Below are 23,278 nucleotides of genomic sequence, written 5' to 3' on the forward strand. Positions count from 1 at the left end.
GGTTCCTCACTTCTTTTCCATGACACATTGCAGCGGATGCTGGTGTTGCCGGGCGAAGTCCATGACCTGGGACACTTTGGTTTCCGCTACTTCGTATGTAAATATTCCGCATTCCCCCACGCCGTGATTGTGGACGTGGAGCATGATACGCGTCGCTGCCTCCCTGTCCTTCTGAAAGAAACGTTCCAGAATGTGGATGACGAACTCCATCGGCGTATAATCGTCATTCAGCAGCAGTACGCGGTAGAGATTTGGCTTCTTTGTTTTCGGCTTCGTACGCGTGATGACCGAGGTACCGCGATTTGCGTTGTCTCCGTCGCCACCCTTTTCAGCTTGCATCAAGATCGGCAGTGCGATCATCTTCATTCATTCCCCAGTCATCCGGCGGGTTCGTCCGAATGGCCGAACGGCCGGACTTTAGTCTTCCTAACTTAGTTCATTGAACGCGGATTTTAAGCCCCCTTTGCGGCCACGCAATCACTATTCCGCTAAAGAGATGATGGAACATGCCGAAAGTCGGATATTTCCGCATTGGCATGAATCAAAAAGGCCGGCAGCGCTGAACGCCGCCGGCCTTCTATGATGAAAGCGTCGCTTGGAGGGGCCGCTATGCGCGTTACGCGGCGTTTGCGGTGACCACGGCGGTCGACTTGGCGACCGGCGCTTCGTAGGGCTTGTAGGCTGTCTTTGCGAGACCGGCATACATGTCGGTAATCTTGGTCGACTCGGCAATGAAGCTTTCATAAGCCGATTTCACGTATTTGGTCTGGAGCTCGAAGGCCGCCTCGACGCTGCGGGTGGAGGCAAGCTCTTCCATGAAACCCGTCATATCCTGGAAGGACTTCTTGGAATAGTCGGTCGCTTCGGTAGCGATCGCCTGATAACCCTTGGCGATCTCGGAATAGCTCTTCAGCATTCCGTCCATCGCTTCCTTGCTCTTCTTGTTGGCCTCATCGAAATTGAACATCGCCTGTCCCTTTGTTCTATTCGTATTTGCTGATTGAAAGCGGCCTACGGATAAAAGTCAAGGCTGATTTGTGCGGCGCAAAATCACCTTTGGTTGCAATCGGCTCTATGCAAATGCATGGATCGATCAGGCTTCTGATTTTGCGAAGATATATCAGCACATAGCACACCGCCGCGCAAAAACGCCGCAGCCATTTTCTTTCCACCTGGCGGTGCCCTCCGCACGAATCAAAAAGCGGGCCTGTGAGCCCGCCCTGAGGTGTCGCGGTCGGTTCGATTAGAGATCGACGTCGAGAATTGCCATGGAAAAATTGTAAGAGCGGTCGCCATCCTCGTCATCGATGTAGACGACGCCGAGAAACTCGTCACCGAGGTAAACTTCGGCCGAGTCGTCTTTGCGCGGACGCGCCTTGACGATCGCCTGCGGATTGATCACGCGCTTGAAATAGGCGTCGAGCTTCTTGATTTCGTCCGGTTTCACGTTTCTCTCCGTCAGCGGTTCTCGGTTGCGGCGCTTTTGGCATGGGACAAAGGCGAAAGTAAAGCCGCCAGAAATAGCCTTTGCCGCTCTTTCCCCGATGTTCGGTGGCTCACGATATTCCGTGAGCCGTCGATGTCGGGCGAGCGGCAAGGCGAACGCAGACGAATCAGTCGTCAGCCCCGAGAATCTGGTCCATCAGGCGCGACGGTTCCGAACACCCGGCACTCCCGACCACCTTTGCCGGCACGCCGGCGACGGTCGACTTCGGCGGAACGGCCTTCAGGACCACCGAGCCCGCGGCGACGCGGGAGCACGAGCCGACCTCGATATTGCCGAGGATCTTGGCGCCGGCACCGATGAGGACGCCGTTGGCAATCTTCGGATGGCGGTCGGCGCCTTCCTTGCCGGTGCCGCCGAGCGTCACGCCGTGCAGGATCGAGACGTTATCGCCGATCACGGCCGTCTCGCCGACCACCAGGCCGGTGGCGTGATCGAGAAAGATGCCCTTGCCGATGCGCGCTGCCGGGTTGATGTCGGTCTGGAAGACGCTGGAGGAGCGGCTCTGCAGATAGAGCGCGAAGTCACGGCGGCCGCGGTTGAACAGCCAATGCGCCAGCCGGTGGGTCTGGATCGCGTGGAAACCCTTGAAATAGAGAACCGGCTCCATGAACCGCAGGCAGGCAGGATCGCGGTCGTAGACGGCTTGGATATCGACACGCAGGATCGCGCCCCATTCCGGCCAGTCGGCCAACATTTCCATGAAGGTCTGGCGCAGGAGGACGTCCGGAATATCCGCATGAGCGAGGCGCTCGCAGATGCGGTGCACGACGCATTCCTCAAGCGAGCGATGGTTGAGCACGGCAGAATACAGAAATGCGGCGAGCAGCGGGTCCTGCTCGGTGGCTGCGCGCGCCTCCTGGCGCAACGTATCCCAGATGGGATCCATCGTCGCGACCGGCTCCTGGCGGATTTCAGTTCTCGCGGCCATCGCCGTCTCCTCGTTTGCCGTACGGCAGAGCTTCGTACGGCCAGTATATAGAATAAGTTTACGCCGAGACCAATGGGCGCAAAATCGCATTCCGTTGATCATAAGAATGAAGAAACCTACGGCCTTGCGGAGAGTTCCGCGTAAAAGTCCAGAACCGCCTTCTTGAACACCCGGTCGCCGACTGCGAGCATATGGTCGCGGCCGGGGATATCGAGGGAAATCGCATGTGGCATCAAAGCGGCGAGCTCCTGCGCGGAACCGGCGATGTCGTCCTTGGTTCCGACCCCGATCAGTGTCGGCGCGTCGATACGGCCCATGTCGGCGCGGGTCACCAGGTCCCTCGAGCCGCGAATACAGGCGGCCAAAGCCTCCCTGTCGCTCTTCGTCTGATCGGCGAAGGCGCGGAACATGCGACCGCGGGCATGGCTGACATCATCGAGCGAAGGGGCGAGCAAGGCGTCTGCGATCGGGTCCCAATCCCCTACCCCGTCGGTCATGCCGATGCCGAGACCTCCGAGGACCAGGGAACGTATCCGATGCGGATGCGCAAGTGCCGAAAAGACCGAGATGCGGGCGCCCATCGAATATCCGAAGACATGCGCTTCCGGGATCCTCAAGTGATCGAGGAGTGCCATCGAATCCTCGGCCATCACCCACGGCCGATAGGCTTCCGGATCGCGCGGTTTGTCGCTTGCTCCATGCCCGCGATTGTCCATGGCGATTACCCGGTAACCCGCATCGCCGAGCGTCTTCAGCCAGCCCGGATGGACCCAGTTGACCAGCGCGCTCGAGGCAAACCCATGGATGAGCAACACCGGGTCGCCGGACGGATCGCCTTCGTCGAAATAGGCAAGATCGAGACCCTCATGGGAAAACGTGGAAAAGGCAGGCGCGTTGAGATTCATCGGGCAGTCCTCATTGACGCCGGGAACATAAGGGATGATCCACGGCGTTTGAACCCGTACCCGACACGAAATCGACGCGCCTGCGGCGGTTTTCCCACTACACAATCCCCAAGCGGGCGGCTAATGTCCGGCGCAAATCAGACGCGCCGCATTCAAGTATCGGAGACCATCATGGCCGGGCACAGCATTCCCCATTTCCAGAACGACGGCGGACATCGCCTGATCCAGATCGGCGTCAAGGAATTCATGTGCACCGGCGCTTCGGTTCCCTTCGACCATCCGCATATCTTCATCGACATGGGCGACGACAACGAGAAGGTCTGCTCCTATTGCTCGACCCTCTACCGCTATAATCCGTCGCTGAAGGCCGAACAGACCGACCCGCCGGGCTGCGTTTTCCACGTCAAGGCCGCCTGATCGGCATTCCGACATGCCCATTGAAAGAGTAGCGATCATCGGCGCCGGCATGGCCGGGCTGACGGCCGCACTCGCCTTCGCCCGCCACGGGATAGCCTGCGACATTTTCGAGGAGGCACCCGCCCTGATCGAGGTCGGCGCCGGCCTGCAGATATCGCCGAACGCTTCGCGCGTACTCTCCGAACTCGGCATCCTGCCCGCGCTCGAGGCCGTCTGGACCGAGCCGGAGCGGATTGCGCTCGTCTCGGGGACATCGCTCAGACCGCTTGCGCATGTGCCGGCCGGGCGTTTCGCCCGCGAGCGCTGGGGTGCGCCTTACGGCGTCCTGCACCGCGCCACGCTTCAACAGGCATTGCTTGCAGCGGTCGAACAGAACCCGCTCTGTAGCATCCACCTGGATACGCCTGTCCGCAAGGATCCGCACGGGACGCTGGCGGGAATCACCGGCAGAACCTATCCCCTGATCGTCGGCGCCGACGGCGTCTGGTCCAATCTGCGCGCCGACATACCGGACAGCCCGGAGCCGGATTTTTCGCGCAATGTTGCCTGGCGCTTCACAATCCCCGCCAGCGCCAGGCCCGACTGGCTGGATGCGGGCCAGGTCACCGCCTTTCTCGGGCCGTCGACCCATGTGGTTGCCTACCCGCTCAAGGAGATCGACGGGTTCAACATCGTCGCAATCGCCTCCGGCATCAGCCCTGGCAAGACCTGGGACGCGCAAGCCAGCGATGCACAGCGGCGCATGCTGCTCGGTCAGTTCCATCGCTGGGACCGGCGCATCGTTCAACTGATCGAAAGGGCCGAACAGCCGACTTTCTGGCCGCTCTACCAGGTCGGCGCCGGGCGCTGGCACAACGGTCGCGACATGGTGCTGATCGGCGATGCGGCGCATGCGATGATGCCGTTTGCGGCCCAGGGCGCATCGATGGCGATCGAGGACGCGTTCGTACTCGCAAACCGGATGGCCGGTCCCCTGCCCCTTGCGCAAGCGCTCGCCGATTTCGAGAGCGAACGTACGGGGCGGATCGCCAAGGTTCGCGCCCGCGGCCTGTTCAACCGTTTCGCCTATCACGCCCGCGGCCCGATCCGGCTCGGCCGCGATATCGTCCTGTCGCTGCGTCCGCCGCAATCACTCGCGGCGGATTTCGACTGGCTTTACGGCTTCAAGGCGCGGTGATCAGATCTCGGCCGCCGCCGCGAAGCCGATTTCCAGGTCCTTCTTCAGGTCCGCTACGTCTTCGAGGCCGATCTGCAGGCGAATGACTGGACCTTCCGGCGGCGCTTTGCGGATGGTGCGGTCCGACAGATTGACCGGCACGGCGAGGCTCTCGTAACCGCCCCAGGAATAACCGAGGCCAAAAAAGGACAGGGCGTCCAGGAAAGCGTGCGCCTTGGCTTTCGCCCTGTCGCCCTGCGCCTTCAGCACGAAGGAGAAGACACCGCTGGCGCCCTTGAAATCGCGCTTCCAGATCGCGTGGCCCGGAAAGCTCGGAAGCGCCGGGTGCAGGACGCGCGCGACATCGTCGCGGCTCTCCAGCCACGTGGCGATATCGAGTGCGCTCTTCTGATGATGTTCGAGACGCACGCCCATGGTGCGCAGGCCGCGCAGGATCTGGTAGGAATCATCCGGTGAGCCGCAGATGCCGAGCGAAATGCGGGCTTCCTCGAGCTTGGGCCAGTGCCTGGCGTTGGCCGATACCGAACCCATGATGATGTCCGAATGCCCGGACGGATATTTCGTCGTCGCATGGATCGACACGTCGACGCCGAAATCGAGCGGCCGGAAATAAAGCGGCGTCGCCCAAGTATTGTCCATGGTGACGACGCAATCATGCCGATGGGCCACGTCGGCGATCGCCCTGATATCCTGCATCTCCATGGTGTTGGATCCCGGAGCCTCGGTATGGATCAGCCTGGTGTTCGGCTTGATCAGCGTTTCGATGCCGGCGCCGATTTCCGGATCGTAATACTCGATCGAGACGCCGAGGCGCTTCAGCATCGTATTGCAGAAATTACGGCACGGCGTGTAGACGGAATCGACGATCAGGGCGTGGTCGCCGGCCGAGAGATAGGCGAGAAACGGCACCGAAATCGCTGCCAGCCCCGAGGGAACAAGAATGGTGCCGGCCGAGCCCTCCAGCTCGTCAAAGGCCGCGCAGAGCGCATCTGTCGTCGGCGTGCTGCGGGTCCCGTAGGTGTATTTCTGTGCCCGCTTCTCCATTGTCGCAGCGTCGGGAAACAACACGGTCGAAGCGTGAACGACCGGCGGATTGACAAAACCGTGGTAGTCGGACGGGTCGTTGCCCATATGGGCGAGACGCGTATTGGGGCCAGCGCCGGTGAACAGGGACTCGTTCGTCTTTTTCATGTCGGGGAGAGCTTTCTTTGGCAATGGAGACACAAAGTTTTGCCGCCGCAACAAGGTCCGGTCAACCCCGCGACAGGCGCTTAAATCAGTCACATCAGGCAGCCTTCCATCTCACGGAAAACGCACCTCTTTTGATCATACGTTGCCTAAATTTTAGGTAACTGAGCGTTTTCTGAGCCGGGTTAACGAATTTACCTCATTTCAGACGCAATTCGAAATGGCGACACTTGACCCTGCGTTGTTTTGCGAATGAGATAGCAACGCCTGCACCGGGAGGGTTAGCGGGCGGCCGGCCGTATTCGAAAAGACAGGGGAGCGGTTGGTGCCATCAAGTCACAGAAAACCACAGATAAAGGTTGGGAAAATGAAAAAGACGCTTCTGTCAGCCGCGATTGGCGCAGCGGTCCTTGGCTTCGCATCGGCGGCATCGGCCGCCACGCTGGATACCGTCAAGTCCAAGGGTTTCGTTCAGTGCGTCGTCAACACCGGTCTCGCCGGCTTTGCCGCACCGGACGCATCGGGCAACTGGTCCGGTTTCGACGTTGACTACTGCAAAGCCGTTGCTGCTGCCATTTTTAATGACGCAACGAAGACCAAATACACCCCGACCACCTCGCAGACCCGCTTCACGGCGCTGCAGTCGGGCGAAGGCGACGTCCTGTTCCGCAACACGACCTGGACGATCAACCGCGATACCGCGCTCGGCTTCAACTTCCGTACCGTCAACTATTACGACGGTCAGGGCTTCATGGTACCGAAGAGCCTCAACGTGAAGTCGGCTCTGGAACTCTCCGGCGCTGCCGTTTGCGTTCAGTCCGGCACCACCACCGAGCTTAACCTCGCCGACTTTTTCAAGGCTAACAAGCTCGAATACAAGCCGGTCGTCTACGAAAAGCTGCCGGAAGTGAACCAGGCCTATCAGGAAGGCCGTTGCGACGTTTACACGACCGACCAGTCCGGCCTCTATTCGCTGCGCCTGTCGCTTTCGAACCCGGATGAGCACATCATTCTGCCGGAAATCATTTCCAAGGAGCCGCTTGGCCCGGCCGTTCGCCAGGGCGACGACCAGTGGTTCGACATCATTTCGTGGACGCATTACGCACTGGTGCAGGCTGAAGAGTTCGGTATCACCAAGGCCAATGTCGATGACATCCGCAAATCCTCCACCAACCCGGACGTCCGCCGCTTCCTCGGCGTCGAAAAGGATACCAAGATCGGTACCGACCTCGGCCTGACCAACGACTGGGCCTACAACATCATCAAGGCCGTCGGCAATTACGGCGAAGTGTTCGAGCGCAACATCGGCCAGAACACTCCCCTCAAGATCCAGCGCGGGCTGAACGCGCTCTGGACCAAGGGCGGCCTGCAATACGCTCCGCCGGTTCGTTAATCGGCCAAACCAAGACGGGATAAGGCGGCTTGGCCGCCTTATCCCCGGCATAAAAAGAAAAACGCATAAAAAGAAAAAGACCTCAAAAACGAGGTCACAGGGGAAAAGGCCAGCATGACAGATCACGCTGCAATTGCGCCTTCCGAAGCGCGAACTCTCAGATCCTATATCTACGACCCAAAGATCCGGGCTATTTTTTTCCAGATCCTCACGCTCGTCATCGTCGTCGGCGTCGGCTGGTCGATTTTCGACAATACCGTCGCCAACCTTGCGCGCTCCGGTACCGCTTCCGGATATCAGTTCCTCAAAGGCCGCGCCGGTTTCGACATCGGCGCTTCGCTTATCGACTATTCGAGCGATTCGACCTACGGGCGCGCCATCCTCGTCGGTTTTCTCAATACGATCCTGGTGGCATTCTTCGGTATCATCACCGCGACCACCATCGGCTTCATCATCGGTATCGGGCGTCTTTCGAAGAACTGGCTGATCGCAAAACTCTGCACCGTCTATGTGGAAGTCTTCCGCAACATTCCGGTGCTGCTGATCATCTTCTTCTGGTACAAGGGCGTGCTTTCGTCCCTGCCACAGGTTCGGGACTCGGTCAAACTGCCGCTCGGCATGGTGCTCAACAACCGCGGGCTGGCCTTCCCAAGGCCCGTCTGGGGTGACGCCGCATGGGTCATCCCCATCGCGCTGCTGGTCGCTATCGTTGCGACTTTCTTCGTCGCGCGCTGGGCAAAACAGCGGCAGATGCGCACCGGCAAGCAGTTCCACACGATCTGGACGGCGGTCGGGCTGATCGTCGGCCTGCCGGTCCTCGTCTTCCTTGCCGCCGGTGCTCCGCTGACCTTCGATTTCCCGATCGCGGGCCGCTTCAACCTCTCCGGCGGATCGGTAATCGCCCCGGAATTCGTGGCCCTCTATCTGGCCCTGTCCTTCTATACCGCCTCCTTCATCGCTGAGACGATCCGCGCCGGCATCCGGGCCGTCGCCAAGGGGCAAAGCGAAGCGGCCGCGGCACTCGGCTTGCAGCCCGCCACCACGACCCGCCTCGTTGTCGTACCGCAGGCAATGCGGGTGATCATCCCGCCGCTGACCAGTCAATATCTCAACCTTACGAAAAACTCGTCGCTCGGCATTGCCGTGGGCTTTCCGGAACTGGTCGCAACCGGCGGCACGACGATGAACCAGACCGGACAAGCGATCGAAATCGTGTCGATCTGGCTCGCCGTTTATCTCAGCATCAGTATCACGACCTCGCTGTTCATGAACTGGTTCAACTCCAAAATGGCCCTGGTGGAGAGGTAAGATCATGAACACGAAAAACCTTGCCTATGTCCGCCCGGAGATGATCGCCCCCGCACCCGCTCCGCTCAGCACCAGGAGCGCCTCGGGCTGGATCCGCATCAACCTTCTGGCCACGCCGAAAGACGCCGCGCTGACGATCCTTGCGGTTGCGCTTCTGGTCTGGATCCTGCCGGGCATGATCAACTGGCTGTTCGTCCAGGCGGCCTGGTTCGGGACGGACCGTTCGTTCTGCACCACCGCCGTGCAGGGCGGCATCAAGCCGAACGGCTGGAGCGGCGCCTGCTGGGCGTTCGTCGGCGATCGTTTCCAGCAATTCATGTTCGGGCGTTATCCGCTGGACGAACGCTGGCGGCCGATGCTGGTGGCGATCCTGTTCATCGCCCTTCTCGTGCCGATCCTGATGCCGAAGCTGCCTCGCAAGGGCCTGAACGCGCTGCTGCTCTTCGTCGGCCTGCCGATCGTCGCATTCTTCCTGCTGCATGGCGGCGCGTTCGGGCTCCAGAAGGTCGAAACCCCGCTGTGGGGCGGTCTGATGGTGACGCTCATCCTGTCCTTCGTCGGCATTGCCGTCTCCCTCCCCGTCGGCATTCTGCTGGCGCTCGGACGACGCTCGACGATGCCGGTGATCCGGGTCATCTGCGTCACCTTCATCGAGGTCATCCGCGGCGTGCCGCTGATCACGGTGCTGTTCATGGCGAACGTGATGCTGCCGCTCTTCCTGCCGACCGGCTGGACGATCGACAATTTCCTGCGCGCACTGGTCGGCGTGGCGATCTTCGCCTCCGCCTACATGGCCGAAGTCGTTCGCGGCGGCCTGCAGGCAATTCCGAAAGGACAGTTCGAAGGCGCCGATTCGCTCGGCCTCAGCTACTGGCAGAAGATCCGGCTGATCATCATGCCGCAGGCGCTGAAACTGGTCATTCCGGGCATCGTCAACACCTTCATCGGCCTCTTCAAGGATACGTCGCTGGTATCGATCATCGGCATGTTCGATCTTCTCGGGATCGTGCAGTTGAACTTCACCGACACGACCTGGATCAGCCCGGTCACACCGATCACCGGCCTCATCTTCGCAGGCTTCATCTTCTGGCTGTTCTGCTTCGGCATGTCGCGCTACTCCGCCTTCATGGAGCGGCACCTCGACACCAACCTGAAGCGATAGCTGGCCTGAAGCTGTGCCTAGCCACAAACGATAACTAAGGGGATATAAATGGCAGACGCCCAACCCAAAAAAATGACCGTCTCGGCTACCGACGTTGCCGTCGAAATCATCGGCATGAACAAGTGGTACGGCGATTTCCACGTGCTGCGCGACATCAACCTGAAGGTGATGAAGGGCGAGCGCATCGTCATTGCCGGCCCGTCCGGCTCCGGCAAGTCGACGATGATCCGCTGCATCAATCGCCTTGAGGAACACCAGGCCGGCAACATCATCGTCGACGGCATCGAGCTCACCAACGACCTGAAGAAGATCGACGAAGTGCGCCGCGAAGTCGGCATGGTGTTCCAGCACTTCAACCTCTTCCCGCACCTGACGATCCTGGAAAACTGCACGCTGGCGCCGATCTGGGTCCGCAAGATGCCGAAGAAGCAGGCGGAAGAGATCGCCATGCATTATCTCGCCCGCGTCAAGATCCCGGAACAGGCCAACAAATATCCGGGCCAGCTCTCTGGTGGCCAGCAGCAGCGCGTGGCGATCGCCCGCTCGCTGTGCATGAAACCGAAGATCATGCTGTTCGACGAGCCGACCTCGGCACTCGATCCGGAAATGGTCAAGGAAGTGCTGGATACGATGGTGAGCCTTGCCGAAGAGGGCATGACCATGCTGTGCGTCACCCACGAAATGGGCTTTGCCCGTCAGGTCGCCCACCGGGTGATTTTTATGGACCAGGGCCAGATCGTCGAACAGAACTCACCGGCCGAATTCTTCGACAATCCGCAGCACGAGCGCACGAAACTCTTCCTCAGCCAGATCCTGCACTGACCCGGCTTGGAGATGCAATCATGGGGCGCTTCGGCGCCCCGTTTTCGTTTCACCAGCGGAAGGAATAACGGGCGTTGACGCTTGCAACCGGATCGGGCGCGTCCGACGTCCGGTCCAGCGCGCCGCTGAGGGTCATGTATCGGCCGAGCGTCTTTTCGACGGCGACGCCTGCCCCGACCGTGCGAAAACCGTTACTGCCGCTTGCCCGGCCGACCAGCGCCGTGCGGCTTGGGCTGTGCAACAGGCTAACCGACTGGCTGGCATCGACGCCGCGCCACTCTCCCGACGCCCCGTCATAACGCATGCCGTAGCTGCTGCGCCTTTCGATATCGATCGTCGGGGTCGCGATCTCCTTTTCGTAATAATTCATGGTGATCCCGGCGCTGCCGGTATTGCCGTCGAGATCGACGCCGATGCCGCGGTTCAGCTGATAGGCGGGCGTCTGGATCTTTTGCGCTGTGAAATTGCTCCAGAACTTGATCGGCGTGTCGACCGGCGTGCCACTCGTCGTCGTATCGACACCCATCGAGATGCCGGCCTCGGTTTCGAGCCGAGTCGGCAGCTTCAGGCCGAGCTTAACGGAATAGCTGGTGTCGGAATTGCGGATCGGCTTCCAGATCAGCGGCTTATCCTCCGCAAACCCCGGGCCAGCCGTCAAAAAAGACGCAAGCGCAAGAACTGCGCCGGCAGACAATATCCTGTTCATATCAAATCCCCACTCGAAGGCTCAAAAACAATGCAAGGGGTCCGGGCAGTCGGAACTGCCCGAATGAAAACCATTTCAATGTGTTGAAGGCGTTTGCCGAGGCCTGTGGCCGCAAGATCGCCGGTCTGCCTTCCGCGCGCCTGACGCTACGGAACTGACATCACACATAATACGAAACAATGCGGCCATTCCGAATCCGCAATGCGGCAAGAATAGGATTTCGTGAGCCCCAGCTACTTTCGACGGCAGCCGCGGACTGCCTTTCAAGGAGCTTAGGAACAAATCGCCTGACATCGCGTTCAACGCGGCATCGTATCAAGCGGAGAGCGAACAGATGAACCTCAAGCTCGCAATGGGCGTGGCGCTTAGCCTGATCTTCACGCCGATGGTGGCAGAAGCTCGGTCGAATTTGCAGCTCTACGGAGCAGTGCCCGTGGAAAGCAGCCCTCAACTTATGCAGGCGTACAACAGGGCGCTGGCGCGATGCCTTCCAGAAGCCGGTCTGGCAGAGGCAGGAGCAATCGCCGAGGTCAGTCTGCCCGCCGTGCGGTTGCGAGGGTGTTTGTATCGCAATGGATTCTTCTACCGGGGCGTCTATGCCTACCCGGTGGGTGTGTCTGTTTATTATGTCAGGTAGTCGCGCGGATCAGTCTCCGGCTGCGAAACATGACAGAAAATCCAACGATTTCAGCAATAAAGCTTGGCGACCCCTGCAGGACTCGAACCTGCGACCTGCTGCTTAGAAGGCAGCTGCTCTATCCAGTTGAGCTAAGGGGCCGATCTCGGCAGCAGCGCCCGGGAAAGCCCGAGCGGCTAAAAAATCAATGCGTCCAGGGCTGGGTGCGGCTGAAGCGGAAATTGTCGGTGTAGGAAACGATCTGGCGATTCGGATCCTTCGGCTGGATGACGCGGTATTCGATGCCTTCGCGCTTGGCATAGGCTTCGGCCTGTTCCTGGCTTTCGAAGGTCAGGCGAAGCTGCTGTTTCATGTCGCCGGAGGAGGTGTAGCCAAGGATCGGATCGATGCGACGCGGCTGTTCCTGGTCGAATTCCAGCACCCAGAGATGGGTCTTCGCCTTGCCGGACTGCATGGCGGTCTTTGCGGGACGATAGATCTTGGCGGCCATTCCTGTAACGCTCCATGGAATGGAACGGATAAGGAGCCTCACCCAAAAGCATGGTCGGAGTGGAGAGATTCGAACTCCCGACCCTCTGGTCCCAAACCAGATGCGCTACCAGGCTGCGCTACACTCCGTTCCTACGGTGGTTGCGAGATACACGGTTCCCCCTTGTGCCGCAACTGCAAAATGGACCCTTGGCCATTCTGAAGCCAAGAGTTTGAAAATTACCACTGATTGCCGATGCGTTTGCTGATCACCTTGTCGCCCACCTTGATCCCGAGCGCCTTCGAGCGGCCGGCATTGAGCTCCAGCACGAATTTCACCGGACCGTGCGAATCGATGATGTCGCGCGCATAGGGCACGGCGTTCTCGCGGATATGCGAGATCGTGCCGTCGCCCTGGATGAACAGCATGTCGAGGGGAAGGATGGTGTTCTCCATCCACATGGAGACCGGTCGCGGCGTGCCGAAATCGAAGAGCATGCCGGCATCCGGCGCCATCACCTTGCGGTACATCAGTCCGCGCTCACGCTGCGCATCGGTGAAAGCGAGTTCGATCGTGAACTTGTAGGTCTGGCCGGCGGCGGTCTTGATCGACAGATCGTCGCGCGGGAAGGTCACGTCCTGCGCAACCGCACCGCCTGCCAAGATAAGAAAAAGCGCCGCAAGGGCGCTTTTGAGAAATGCTGGAAACGAGATACGCATCAGTGCGACCGGCTCACGGGATTTGGATTGTCGGGATGGATTTCCGCCGCCATCAGGCCCTTGTCACCCGGCCCGAAACGGACCAGCACGACCTGGCCGGGGCGCAGCTCGGTGAGGCCGAAGCGGCGCAGCGTTTCCATATGCACGAAGATGTCTTCCGTCCCCTCGCCGCGCGTCAGGAAGCCGAAACCCTTGGTGCGGTTGAACCACTTCACCAGAGCCCGTTCCAGACCGCTGGTCGCAGTCACCTGCACGTGAGTGCGCACCGGTGGAAGATCCGACGGGTGGACGGCGGTGGACTGGTCCATGGAGAGGATGCGGAAGGCCTGGTAGCCGCGATCCCGCTTCTGGATCATCGCGACGATGCGCGTGCCCTCCAGAATGGTCTGGTATCCGTCGCGGCGAAGGCAGGTGACGTGCAGAAGCACATCCTGCATGCCGTTGTCGGGAACGATGAAGCCGAACCCCTTCGCCACATCGAACCATTTGACGACGCCGGTGATTTCGATCAGCTCGACCGGCTCGCCCGGAAGCTCTTCGAAACTGCCAACGTCTTTCGATGACATTCTGTCTGCCATATCCTGTCGGCCCCTCGATTACGCGTTACGACGTGACGATCAACTGATTCTCAGAGGATAGATTAACATCTTGCTAACCATTTAGCGCAAGTCCCTGCCTTGGCTTTATCCACCTTCATCTCTATCTAGAGTGGCTTGCTCGAGGCTGGCGTCTGCGCCATATCCAACGCGCACCCACATAAGGGGTTCATCGGCGATTGGCCTTGTCGGAGGGAGACACCATAATGCGTTATCTTCATACCATGGTCCGGGTGAAAGACCTGGACGCCTCGCTTCATTTCTACACGACGGTCTTCGGCCTCAAGGAAGTTCGTCGCAGCGACAACGAGAAGGGCCGCTTCACGCTGGTCTTTCTTGCGGCCCCCGACGATCTCAGCGACGCCAAGGACGTTCTCGCTCCCTGCGTCGAGCTGACCTACAATTGGGACACCGAGGATTATACCGGCGGTCGCAACTTCGGTCACCTCGCCTATGAGGTCGATAACATCTACGATTTCTGCCAGCATCTTTCGGACAACGGCATCATCATCAATCGTCCGCCGCGCGAAGGCCGGATGGCTTTTATCCGCTCGCCGGACGGCATTTCGATCGAACTCCTTCAGAAAGGCGACAACCTGCCTGTCGCCGAACCCTGGGCTTCTGCACCGAATATCGGCAGCTGGTAGGATTTTTCAACGCGGCGGCTTCTTTTTATGCAACCGCCGCGTTCCTTCCCCCAACCTTGCCCCAGGCTAACCTCGTCACGACCCGCCTGCCCCGGCCGGCTTGCCCATGCCGCGCTTCCGCGAGATGTTCTCAAGATGATGATTCGCGACATGACGTGCGCGAGACGAGCTGACGGGGGCACATCTTGCCGAAAACGCCTTTCCTTTGTTCGAATGTCCGCATGACGCTGGCGATCGCCTGCCTTTCTGCGTTGATGCTTGGCGGCTGCACCACCACGAAAAAGACGGCTGACGCCACGACGCCCGCGCCGCGCACCACGGTACCGGCGAGCGCCAAGGGCATCCTTGCCAAGGGCGGCACCACCGCCGCTAGCCGTTATGTCGATCCGGCGATTGCCAAGGGCTCGGCGCAGCAGGCCCAGACACCGGCGGCGTCTGCCGTGCCCACTGCGGAAAATACGTTCCCGCCGGCGCCTGCACAGCCTCAGCAAGCCTCGATCGCCGGTCTTGCGACACAGCCGACCGGCGTGCGCGCCGATAGCGGCACGATCTTTTCATCAAACCCGCCGATGGCCGCTGCCGGACCATCCGGCGATGGTCCGGTTCCGGCCAACCTGCCGAGGCGGAATTTCAACGCCACCACCGCCAGTGTCTACAGCACGCCGCAGGCCACGCACGCTGCAGCCTGCGGGGCCGACGCCCAGGGCACTCCTTTAAGCTGCTGATTCAGCGCCTTTTTCGCGTGAGTAGGCCGCGGCAAAAAGGCCGTCATTTTTTTGTAAAAAAGATGGCTTTGACGCTTGCGGGAAAGAAATCCCCTCTCTATAAGAGCGCCACGAAGCGCAGGCGCCCTTCGTCTATCGGTTAGGACACCAGATTTTCATTCTGGGAAGAGGGGTTCGACTCCCCTAGGGCGTGCCACTTCTTTCTCCCCAAGCTTTTGTTTTCATTTCCATATCCAGCTGTCGCACGTCGTTTGGCGGCGGCGCGATTTTTTGCGTTCGCAAGCGTCCGAAAATGCAATTTTGCGCTTGCGGGATAGAAACGCCCTGACTATAAGGGCGCCACCACGAAGCGCACGCGCCCTTCGTCTATCGGTTAGGACACCAGATTTTCATTCTGGGAAGAGGGGTTCGACTCCCCTAGGGCGTGCCACTTCTCTCTCACCGCAAAAGCGGATCCCATCCCAAAAAAATTGACACGCCTCCTTACTGCGCCTTCACGGCGTCGAGCAAGCGAAGCTGCATCCGGCGCGTGCCCTGCCATTGGTCGGCGCTGAGGCAGCCGGCGGCGTGGATCTGCGCCCCCCTGGAATTCAGCAGCATATTGCCGAGCGGCGTTTCGGCGGCCCGGAAAGCAATCCCTTCGAGCCGTGAGCCGTCGGCCGCCTCCAGCGTCACCTTGATATGCGCGGTGCCGACGAGGCGGGCATCCTTCAGCCGGTGGGCAGGGATCGCGAAAACGGGCTGCGAATGGCCGGAACCATAGGGCCCTGCCTGTTCGAGCTGGTCGAAAAGTTCGAGCGTCGCGCCGGAAGCCGAAAGTGCGCCATCGATCTTCAGCACGTGATTTGCGACCAGCGACGGCACGCCCTCGCCCGCCATTTCCTCGAAGAAGGCGCGCAGACGGCCGAGATTGCTACGCTCGACCGTGAGCCCCGCCGCCATGGCGTGGCCGCCACCCTTGACGAGCAAACCTGAGTCCACCGCAGCGCGGACCATCCGGCCCATGTCGAAGCCGTTGATCGAACGGCCGGACCCGGTGCCCCTGCCGGACGGATCGAAAGCGATCGCAAAAGCCGGGCGCTTGAATTTCTCCTTCAGCCGCGCCGCGATCAGCCCGACGATGCCGGGATGCCATTTGTCACGCGCCGTGACGATGACATTGGCTCCCTCGCCGTTGCCGTATTCGGCCAGCACTTCGGCTTCCGCCTCCGCGAGCATGGCAGCCTCCATGGCCTGACGCTCGCGGTTGAGTTCGTCCAGCCGAGCGGCGATCACCTCGGCTTCGATTGGGTCTTCCAGCGTCAGCAGTCGGCTGCCGAGCGCTGCATCGCCGATGCGTCCGCCGGCATTGATGCGCGGGCCGATCAGGAAGCCGAAATGATAGGGCGTCACCGGGCCGCCAAGGCCTGCCTTACGGAACAGCGCCGAAAGCCCGGCATTGCCCATGTGGCGGGCTGCAAGCAGGCCCTTGACCACGTAGGCGCGATTGAGACCCTTCAGCGGCACCACGTCGCAGACGGTGGCCAGCGCGACGATGTCGAGCCAGGCGAGCAGATCGAGCGATCCGGCGCGCGGATCGCCAATTTGCCGCATGTGGCGCGCAGCGGCGACCAGTACCAGGAAGACAACGCCGGCGGCGCAGAGATGGCCCTGGCCCGAGAGGTCGTCCTCGCGGTTCGGGTTGACGAGCGCCAGGCATGGCGGCAGCTCGTGGCCGAGTTGGTGGTGGTCGATAACCACGACGTCGCAGCCCTCATCACGCGCCGCGGCAAGCGCGTCATGGCTGGTGGAGCCGCAATCGACGGTAACGATGAGGCTGGCGCCGTTGGCGATCAACTGACGGATCGCCGTCGGGTTGGGGCCGTAGCCTTCAAAGATGCGGTCGGGAATATAGATTTCCGCCTCGACGCCGAAATGGCGGAGGAACCGGTAGAGCAAGGCTGAAGAGGACGCGCCGTCGACGTCGTAATCGCCGAAGATCGCTACCTTCTCCTGCCGGGCGATCGCATCGGCGAGCCGCAGCACCGCCTTTTCGCAATCGGTGAGGGTGTAAGGATCCGGCATCAGCGAGCGGATGGTCGGGTCGAGGAAGGCGGGAGCATCGTCGAGCGTAACGCCACGGCCAGCGAGCACTCGCGCGACGAGATCGGGGATGCCGTGGATCTGGGCGATCGCCAAGGCCCGGTTCTGGGCCGCCTGATCGAGGCGCGACACCCAGCGCTGGTCGCCCGCGGAGCGTTCGACGCCGAGGAATGCGCGCGGGACGGGATCAACCGTTTCCGCCGTGGACGAAAGCGCGGAGAAAATTCTGGTCATGGAGCGCTTCTAGCGTATCGCGAGAGCAAGAGGAATCGATTTGACGGGATCACCGGGCGGATCGGGCTATCTTTCGGTAACCGGCCGATCACAGCATCGACCAGACGAATGCGGAGCCGCTGATACCTGCAGCCATCGCGAAGAATACCAGCAGGAAAGCGAAACTGCGCCGTCCTGCAAACTCGTCTCCGCCCGGCTGATCGTTGGCGTGGATGCGATGGGTGGGCGGCGAGCCATGTGGCTTGGGGCAGGCTCCACCGAGCCGCAGCCGGTATCCCTTGTTCCGCGTGTTCAAGTTTCGCGTCTTCACGGCCCGCGTATTCATGGCGATCGCGCAAGTGCCTCCTCGACGGTGATTGCCATTGGCAATTTACGTCCAGAGGCCTCCGAGCGGCCAGTCCGAGAGCCTTTGCGGCCTTTGTTTTCGAAGATGTTCCCGAAAGGTTCCGGGGTTACCCACAGGAAACAGCCGCATCCGCTTTTCGAAGCGGCCCGCTTTCTTAAAAAGCCTTGGGCCGCTCGATGCGAATCACCTGGGGCTCTCCGACGAGGTAGCTCTCGGCCTTGATGGCATCGACCGCCTTGCGGACCGAATCCTCGGTGGTCGCGTGGGTGACGAGGATGATCGTCTTCGGCGTGTCAGCCGCCGCATCCGGCTTGGATCGCTGCATGATCGATTCCAGCGAGATGCCGTTCTCCGCCATGCGGGCGGCGATGCTGGCAAAGACGCCGGTGCGGTCGGCGACCGTCAGGCGGATGAAATAGCCGCCCTCATGGCTCTGCATGCGGGCGCGCTTGTAGGGCGCAAGCGAGGCGGCCGGAGTGCCGAGGACCGGAACGCGCTGGGCGCCGGGGCTGCTCTTGGCGATATCAGCGATATCGCCAAGAACGGCGGAAGCGGTCGCGTTGCCGCCGGCGCCGGGGCCGACCATCAGCAGTTCGCCGAGGATATCGGATTCGATCGCCACCGCATTGGTGACGCCGTCGACCTGGGCGATGACCGAGTCATGCGGCACCATGGTCGGATGAACGCGCTGCTCGATGCCGCTGTCGGTCAATTGGGCAACGCCGAGCAGCTTGATGCGGTAGCCGAGATCGGCTGCCGCATGGATGTCCTCGATCGAGATATTGCTGATACCTTCCAGATAGATCTCGTCGGCGGCGATCTGAGTGCCGAAGGCGAGCGTCGTCAGGATTGCGAGCTTGTGGGCCGTGTCGTTGCCCTCGATGTCGAAGGCCGGATCAGCCTCTGCGTAACCAAGCCGCTGGGCTTCCTTGAGGCAATCGGCAAACGACAGGCCTTCCTTCTCCATCCGCGTCAGGATGTAGTTGCAGGTGCCGTTCATGATGCCGTAGACGCGCGACACGGTATTGCCGGTCAGCGACTCGCGAAGCGCCTTGATGACCGGAATGCCGCCGGCGACGGCTGCTTCGAAATTGAGAAGGACGCTTTTCTCTTCGGCGATCTTGGCAAGTTCGACACCGGACGCTGCAAGCAGTGCCTTGTTGGCCGTCACCACATGGAGACCACGCGTCAGCGCTGCCTTTACGGAATCGGCGGCAGCACCCGAGGCGCCGCCCATCAGTTCCACAAAGACGTCGATGTCGGCCTCGTTGGCCATCTTTTCAGGCGTGTCGAACCAGGCGATGCCGGAAATATCGATGCCGCGGTCGCGCGACCTGTCGCGTGCCGTCACTGCCGTGATCTCGATCGCACGGCCGCACGTCGTTGCCAATTCATTCGCGCGGGTCTGGATGATCCGGACGAGCGAGGCACCCACAGTGCCGAGACCCGCAATGCCGACTTTGAGGGCGTCTGCCATGCTATTCTTCCTGATTGCCTGGGAGGTGGCGGCCCACGCGGGCCGCCGGAAATGCTGGTCCGATCAACGGCGTGTGTTGAGCGAGATGACGTTGTGCATCGTCTCGTCGGCCGTCGACAGGAACTTCTTGATGTTGCGGGCCGCCTGGCGGATGCGGTGTTCGTTCTCGACCAGCGCCAGACGAACATAGTCGTCGCCCATCTCGCCGAAGCCGATGCCCGGCGCGACCGCGACGTCCGCCTTCTCGACCAGCAGCTTGGAGAATTCGAGGCTGCCGAGGTGGCGGAACTTTTCCGGGATCTTTGCCCAGGCGAACATGGTGGCTGCCGGCGGCGGCACTTCGAAACCGGCCTTGCCGAAGGAGTCGACCATCACGTCGCGGCGGCGCTTGTAAACGTTGCGGACTTCGGCGATGTCGGAACCGTCACCGTTGAGTGCGTGGGTCGCGGCGACCTGGATCGGCGTAAAGGCGCCGTAATCGAGGTACGACTTGACGCGGGTCAGCGCCGAGATCAGACGCTCATTGCCGACCGCAAAGCCGATGCGCCAGCCGGGCATGGAGAAGGTCTTCGACATCGAGGTGAACTCGACGGCGATATCCATCGCGCCGGGCACCTGCAGCACGGACGGTGGCGGTTCGCCGTCGAAATAGATTTCCGAATAGGCAAGGTCCGACAGCACGATGATGTCGTGCTTCTTCGCGAAGCTCACCACCTCCTTATAGAAGTCCAGCGAGGCGACATGCGCCGTCGGGTTGGACGGGTAGTTGAGGATCAGCGCCAGCGGCTTCGGGATCGAATGTTTTACCGCGCGTTCGAGCGGCGGAAAGAAGCTGTCATCCGGCTCGACCGACATCGAGCGGATCACGCCGCCGGCCATCAGGAAGCCGAAGGCATGGATCGGATAGGTGGGATTGGGGCAGAGAATAACGTCGCCCGGTGCTGTGATCGCCTGCGCCATATTGGCGAAGCCTTCCTTGGAGCCAAGCGTCGCAACGACCTGGGTATCCGGGTTGAGCTTCACGCCGAAACGGCGGGCATAATAGGCAGCCTGGGCACGGCGAAGGCCGGGAATACCCTTGGATGACGAATAACGGTGGGTGCGCGGGTCCTGGACCACTTCGCACAGCTTGTCGACGATCGCCTTCGGGGTCGGAAGGTCGGGATTGCCCATGCCGAGATCGATAATGTCCGCGCCACCCGCTCGCGCGCTTGCCTTCAAACGGTTAACCTGTTCGAAGACGTATGGCGGCAGGCGTCGGACTTTATGAAACTCTTCCATCTTTCTCCCCGTGGAAGGCGCGCAGCGTCAGACGCGACGCGCCGGTGTCGCATGATTGGCGATTTTTTGCTTTGCGACCAAAAGCGCCGAAACGCAAGTGCTAATTGCCGATATCGGGTGGCCCGGATGACTTGGTTTGCCCGGACGACTTGGCGACATGGGCTACTTGGCGATATGCGCCAATGCGTCCTTGCCGTGCTCGGCGGCAAGCTTGCGGTATTCGGCGACCCGGCGCTGATATTCGGCTTCCGAGATCGAACCCGATCTGCGCAGGCGAGCGAGCGACGCAAGGCGCGGCTCGCTCTTGTTGTAATCCTCGTCCTCGATCTGCTCGGCCGCAGCGCGCAGCGTCGGATCGAAGCTCGGATAGACACCGGTGTTCTGCTTGGTGACCGGACCGGGTGGCGGCGCGTTCTTGCTTTGGACGACGACGGCCGGCGGTGCGGTGTTCGGAATACCGTCATCCAGAGCAAAAGTGCTGCTGTTGCAGCCGGCCAGCAGAGAGAGCGCGCCAAGACCGATGAAAAGCGGTAAGCTGCCGACCCGATGCCTCAGTTTTTCCATTTCCGTAACCCAGTTTCCGTCATCGGCCAAATGCACCTGAAGGCGCCGATCGCTGGCACTTGTATTCGCTTTCAGGCACAATGTACAAACGAAAACAACTAACAAACTGTGGGGAGGTCGCGCGTGGCGGAAAAGACCGAGGATAACGGGCGGACCGGCCAGGAATTTCCGGGATTCGACCCCAAATCGGTCGAGGCCTATGTGGTCAAGGACCCGCAGGCGCTCGCCATGAACTTCGCCAGGGCGCTCGAAAACCTGGGCAAGGCGGCATCGGAATGGCTCGGCCCCCGCGAACGCGGCGAGATCGGCGATTCGGTCGCGGACCCGGTGACAGACCTCGTGAAGACCCTTTCCAAGGTCACGGAATACTGGATTTCGGATCCGAAGCGGACGCTCGAGGCGCAGACCTTGCTCTTCTCCAGCTATATCGGCATCTGGACGCGTACGCTCAATCAGTTTTCGGGCCAATTCTCCGGCCAGCCGGTCGCTCCCGAAGCCGATACCCTGCCGAAAGACAAACGTTTCGCCGACGATGACTGGATGAAGAACCCGTTCTTCGCCCTCCTCCGGCAGCTCTATCTCGTCACCGCCTCCTGGGCCGACAAGCTGGTCACCGAAGCCGAAGGGCTCGACGAGCACACGCGCCACAAGGCCGCCTTCTACGTGAAGCAGGTGACGGCTGCCCTTTCGCCGGCCAATTTCGCTCTCACCAATCCGGAGGTGTATCGCGAGACGGTCGCCAGCAACGGTGCCAACCTGGTGGCCGGCATGAAGATGTTCGCAGAGGACATCGCGGCCGGAGGTGGCGACCTGAGACTGCGCCATACCGACGCGACCAAGTTCGCGATCGGCCGCAACATGGCGCTGACGCCGGGCAAGGTGATCGCCCAGAGCGAGGTCTGCGAGGTCATCCAGTACGAACCCTCGACGGAAACGGTGCTGAAGCGCCCTCTCCTCATCTGCCCGCCGTGGATCAACAAGTTCTACATTCTCGACCTCAACCCTCAGAAGAGCTTCATCAAGTGGTGCGTCGACCAGGGCCATACGGTCTTCGTGATCTCCTGGGTCAATCCGGATGAACGCCATGCGAAGAAGGACTGGGAATCCTACATGCGCGAAGGGATCGACTTCGCGCTGACCACGGTCGAGAAGGCTACCGGCGAACGCCAGGTCAATGCGATCGGTTATTGCGTCGGCGGAACGCTGCTTGCCGCAACGCTTGCTTATCACGCACAGAAGAAGAACAGCCGCATCGCATCGGCGACCTTCCTCACCACCCAGGTGGATTTCACCCATGCGGGCGATCTCAAGGTGTTCGTCGACGAGGAACAGATCGCGGCGATGGAAAAGCAGATGAATGCCGTCGGCTATCTCGACGGTTCGAAGATGGCCACCGCCTTCAACATGCTGCGCGCCTCTGAACTGATCTGGCCCTACGTGGTCAGCAACTACCTCAAGGGCAAGGAACCGATGCCCTTCGACCTGCTCTACTGGAATTCCGACAGCACACGGATGGCGGCTGCCAACCACGCCTATTACCTGCGCAACTGCTATCTCGACAACACGCTCAGCAAGGGCGAGATGAAGCTCGCCGGCAAGACGATCTCGCTCAAGGACATCAAGATCCCGGTCTACAATCTCGCCACCCGGGAAGACCATATCGCGCCGCCGAAATCGGTCTTCCTCGGCTCCTCGCTGTTCGGCGGGCCGGTGGATTTCGTGCTGACCGGCTCGGGCCATATCGCCGGCGTCGTCAACCCGCCCGACAAGCAGAAATACCAGTACTGGACCGGCGACAAGGCCGAGGGCCAATACGAAGACTGGCTTACGGGTGCCGAGGAAAACAAGGGATCCTGGTGGCCGCACTGGCACGCCTGGGTCGAGGCAAAGGACGACGAGCGCGTGCCGGCCCGCAAGCCCGGCGGCAAGGCGCTCAATGCGATCGCCGATGCGCCCGGCACCTACGTGCTCGAACGCGTCTGATCCTA

Annotated in this window: 25 protein-coding genes and 4 tRNA genes; 12 read left to right on the forward strand and 17 right to left on the reverse strand. The window is 60.9% G+C overall.

The window, feature by feature from the left end; all coding sequences use genetic code 11:
- Nucleotides 1-6: 6 nt before the first annotated feature.
- From clpS to AC1D3C_RS08425, 5 genes are all read right to left on the reverse strand, one after another.
- Nucleotides 7-360, reverse strand: a complete 354-nt coding sequence (gene clpS / locus AC1D3C_RS08405; protein ID WP_007758328.1) for an ATP-dependent Clp protease adapter ClpS — start codon at nt 358-360, stop codon at nt 7-9.
- Between the two features lie 256 nt (nt 361-616).
- Nucleotides 617-967 carry a phasin family protein gene (locus AC1D3C_RS08410; RefSeq protein ID WP_247033332.1) on the reverse strand — a complete coding sequence of 117 codons (351 nt, stop codon included), beginning with the start codon at nt 965-967 and terminating at the stop codon, nt 617-619.
- A gap of 276 nt (nt 968-1,243) precedes the next feature.
- Nucleotides 1,244-1,447 carry a DUF3126 family protein gene (locus AC1D3C_RS08415; RefSeq protein WP_038542569.1) on the reverse strand — a complete coding sequence of 68 codons (204 nt, stop codon included), beginning with the start codon at nt 1,445-1,447 and terminating at the stop codon, nt 1,244-1,246.
- Nucleotides 1,448-1,613: 166 nt separating this feature from the next.
- Nucleotides 1,614-2,435 (reverse strand): serine O-acetyltransferase, encoded by an 822-nt coding sequence (gene cysE / locus AC1D3C_RS08420; protein WP_038542567.1) that lies wholly within the window; start codon nt 2,433-2,435, stop codon nt 1,614-1,616.
- Between the two features lie 116 nt (nt 2,436-2,551).
- Nucleotides 2,552-3,340: an alpha/beta fold hydrolase gene (locus AC1D3C_RS08425; protein ID WP_477482570.1), complete on the reverse strand. Its 789-nt coding sequence runs from the start codon at nt 3,338-3,340 to the stop codon at nt 2,552-2,554.
- Between the two features lie 171 nt (nt 3,341-3,511).
- Between AC1D3C_RS08425 and AC1D3C_RS08430 the strand changes: the two genes are divergently transcribed.
- Both AC1D3C_RS08430 and AC1D3C_RS08435 read left to right on the forward strand, forming a co-directional pair.
- On the forward strand, nt 3,512-3,757 hold the full coding sequence (locus tag AC1D3C_RS08430; protein WP_007758304.1) for a zinc-finger domain-containing protein: 246 nt from the start codon (nt 3,512-3,514) through the stop codon (nt 3,755-3,757).
- Between the two features lie 13 nt (nt 3,758-3,770).
- Nucleotides 3,771-4,934: an FAD-dependent monooxygenase gene (locus tag AC1D3C_RS08435; protein WP_477482571.1), complete on the forward strand. Its 1,164-nt coding sequence runs from the start codon at nt 3,771-3,773 to the stop codon at nt 4,932-4,934.
- Here AC1D3C_RS08435 and AC1D3C_RS08440 read toward each other — a convergent pair whose 3' ends face one another.
- On the reverse strand, nt 4,935-6,125 hold the full coding sequence (locus tag AC1D3C_RS08440; RefSeq protein WP_477482572.1) for a cystathionine beta-lyase: 1,191 nt from the start codon (nt 6,123-6,125) through the stop codon (nt 4,935-4,937).
- Nucleotides 6,126-6,489: 364 nt separating this feature from the next.
- Here AC1D3C_RS08440 and AC1D3C_RS08445 point away from each other — a divergent pair, with 364 nt between their 5' ends.
- From AC1D3C_RS08445 to AC1D3C_RS08460, 4 genes are all read left to right on the forward strand, one after another.
- Nucleotides 6,490-7,515, forward strand: a complete 1,026-nt coding sequence (locus AC1D3C_RS08445; protein WP_038542559.1) for an amino acid ABC transporter substrate-binding protein — start codon at nt 6,490-6,492, stop codon at nt 7,513-7,515.
- A 114-nt stretch (nt 7,516-7,629) separates the two neighbouring features.
- Entirely contained in the window at nt 7,630-8,823 is a 1,194-nt protein-coding gene (locus AC1D3C_RS08450; protein ID WP_477482573.1) for an amino acid ABC transporter permease, read from the forward strand.
- Between the two features lie 40 nt (nt 8,824-8,863).
- Nucleotides 8,864-9,985, forward strand: a complete 1,122-nt coding sequence (locus AC1D3C_RS08455; RefSeq protein ID WP_477482687.1) for an amino acid ABC transporter permease — start codon at nt 8,864-8,866, stop codon at nt 9,983-9,985.
- A 48-nt stretch (nt 9,986-10,033) separates the two neighbouring features.
- Nucleotides 10,034-10,807 carry an amino acid ABC transporter ATP-binding protein gene (locus AC1D3C_RS08460; RefSeq protein WP_038542553.1) on the forward strand — a complete coding sequence of 258 codons (774 nt, stop codon included), beginning with the start codon at nt 10,034-10,036 and terminating at the stop codon, nt 10,805-10,807.
- A 49-nt stretch (nt 10,808-10,856) separates the two neighbouring features.
- Here the strand turns inward: AC1D3C_RS08460 and AC1D3C_RS08465 are convergent, their stop codons facing one another.
- Complete coding sequence (locus AC1D3C_RS08465) at nt 10,857-11,513, reverse strand: hypothetical protein (protein WP_477482574.1); 657 nt, start codon at nt 11,511-11,513, stop codon at nt 10,857-10,859.
- Between the two features lie 334 nt (nt 11,514-11,847).
- Here AC1D3C_RS08465 and AC1D3C_RS08470 point away from each other — a divergent pair, with 334 nt between their 5' ends.
- Entirely contained in the window at nt 11,848-12,150 is a 303-nt protein-coding gene (locus tag AC1D3C_RS08470; RefSeq protein WP_477482575.1) for a hypothetical protein, read from the forward strand.
- Between the two features lie 64 nt (nt 12,151-12,214).
- Here the strand turns inward: AC1D3C_RS08470 and AC1D3C_RS08475 are convergent.
- The 5 genes from AC1D3C_RS08475 to AC1D3C_RS08495 form a co-directional block, all read right to left on the reverse strand.
- Nucleotides 12,215-12,291: transfer RNA gene (locus tag AC1D3C_RS08475), tRNA-Arg, on the reverse strand.
- Nucleotides 12,292-12,334: 43 nt separating this feature from the next.
- Nucleotides 12,335-12,640, reverse strand: coding sequence for an ETC complex I subunit (locus tag AC1D3C_RS08480; protein WP_038542496.1), 306 nt, complete (start codon nt 12,638-12,640; stop codon nt 12,335-12,337).
- A 51-nt stretch (nt 12,641-12,691) separates the two neighbouring features.
- Nucleotides 12,692-12,768 (reverse strand) — tRNA-Pro (locus AC1D3C_RS08485).
- 90 nt (nt 12,769-12,858) lie between these two features.
- Nucleotides 12,859-13,338, reverse strand: coding sequence for a DUF192 domain-containing protein (locus AC1D3C_RS08490; RefSeq protein ID WP_477482576.1), 480 nt, complete (start codon nt 13,336-13,338; stop codon nt 12,859-12,861).
- The gene (locus tag AC1D3C_RS08495) at nt 13,338-13,916 is read right to left on the reverse strand and encodes a cold-shock protein (RefSeq protein ID WP_037084473.1); all 579 of its coding nucleotides are present in this window, start codon (nt 13,914-13,916) and stop codon (nt 13,338-13,340) included. Before AC1D3C_RS08495 ends, AC1D3C_RS08490 begins: the two co-directional genes overlap by 1 nt.
- 224 nt (nt 13,917-14,140) lie before the next feature.
- On the opposite strand from AC1D3C_RS08495, the gene gloA reads away from it, so the two are divergent.
- The 4 genes from gloA (at nt 14,141) to AC1D3C_RS08515 (ending at nt 15,736) form a co-directional block, all read left to right on the forward strand.
- The gene (gloA, locus tag AC1D3C_RS08500) at nt 14,141-14,581 is read left to right on the forward strand and encodes a lactoylglutathione lyase (protein WP_038542492.1); all 441 of its coding nucleotides are present in this window, start codon (nt 14,141-14,143) and stop codon (nt 14,579-14,581) included.
- A gap of 221 nt (nt 14,582-14,802) precedes the next feature.
- A complete protein-coding gene (locus AC1D3C_RS08505) occupies nt 14,803-15,306 on the forward strand; it encodes a hypothetical protein (protein WP_247136844.1) in 504 nt (167 codons plus the stop codon).
- A gap of 121 nt (nt 15,307-15,427) precedes the next feature.
- Nucleotides 15,428-15,502 (forward strand) — tRNA-Glu (locus tag AC1D3C_RS08510).
- A gap of 159 nt (nt 15,503-15,661) precedes the next feature.
- Nucleotides 15,662-15,736 (forward strand) — tRNA-Glu (locus AC1D3C_RS08515).
- Nucleotides 15,737-15,789: 53 nt separating this feature from the next.
- On the opposite strand, the gene recJ is transcribed toward AC1D3C_RS08515, so the two are convergent.
- The 5 genes from recJ to AC1D3C_RS08540 all read right to left on the reverse strand — a co-directional run bounded on the left by recJ (nt 15,790) and on the right by AC1D3C_RS08540 (nt 21,290).
- Nucleotides 15,790-17,622, reverse strand: coding sequence for a single-stranded-DNA-specific exonuclease RecJ (recJ, locus tag AC1D3C_RS08520; protein ID WP_477482577.1), 1,833 nt, complete (start codon nt 17,620-17,622; stop codon nt 15,790-15,792).
- Nucleotides 17,623-17,710: 88 nt separating this feature from the next.
- The gene (locus AC1D3C_RS08525; protein WP_247136842.1) at nt 17,711-17,917 is read right to left on the reverse strand and encodes a hypothetical protein; all 207 of its coding nucleotides are present in this window, start codon (nt 17,915-17,917) and stop codon (nt 17,711-17,713) included.
- 205 nt (nt 17,918-18,122) lie between these two features.
- A complete protein-coding gene (locus AC1D3C_RS08530) occupies nt 18,123-19,445 on the reverse strand; it encodes a homoserine dehydrogenase (protein ID WP_477482578.1) in 1,323 nt (440 codons plus the stop codon).
- Between the two features lie 63 nt (nt 19,446-19,508).
- Nucleotides 19,509-20,726 carry an LL-diaminopimelate aminotransferase gene (locus AC1D3C_RS08535; RefSeq protein WP_038542482.1) on the reverse strand — a complete coding sequence of 406 codons (1,218 nt, stop codon included), beginning with the start codon at nt 20,724-20,726 and terminating at the stop codon, nt 19,509-19,511.
- Nucleotides 20,727-20,888: 162 nt separating this feature from the next.
- Nucleotides 20,889-21,290 (reverse strand): hypothetical protein, encoded by a 402-nt coding sequence (locus tag AC1D3C_RS08540; protein ID WP_038542480.1) that lies wholly within the window; start codon nt 21,288-21,290, stop codon nt 20,889-20,891.
- A gap of 123 nt (nt 21,291-21,413) precedes the next feature.
- Between AC1D3C_RS08540 and AC1D3C_RS08545 the strand changes: the two genes are divergently transcribed.
- Entirely contained in the window at nt 21,414-23,273 is a 1,860-nt protein-coding gene (locus AC1D3C_RS08545) for a PHA/PHB synthase family protein (RefSeq protein ID WP_477482579.1), read from the forward strand.
- Nucleotides 23,274-23,278: the final 5 nt, after the last annotated feature.

The sequence above is a fragment of the Neorhizobium sp. P1_A6 genome (assembly GCF_056406795.1).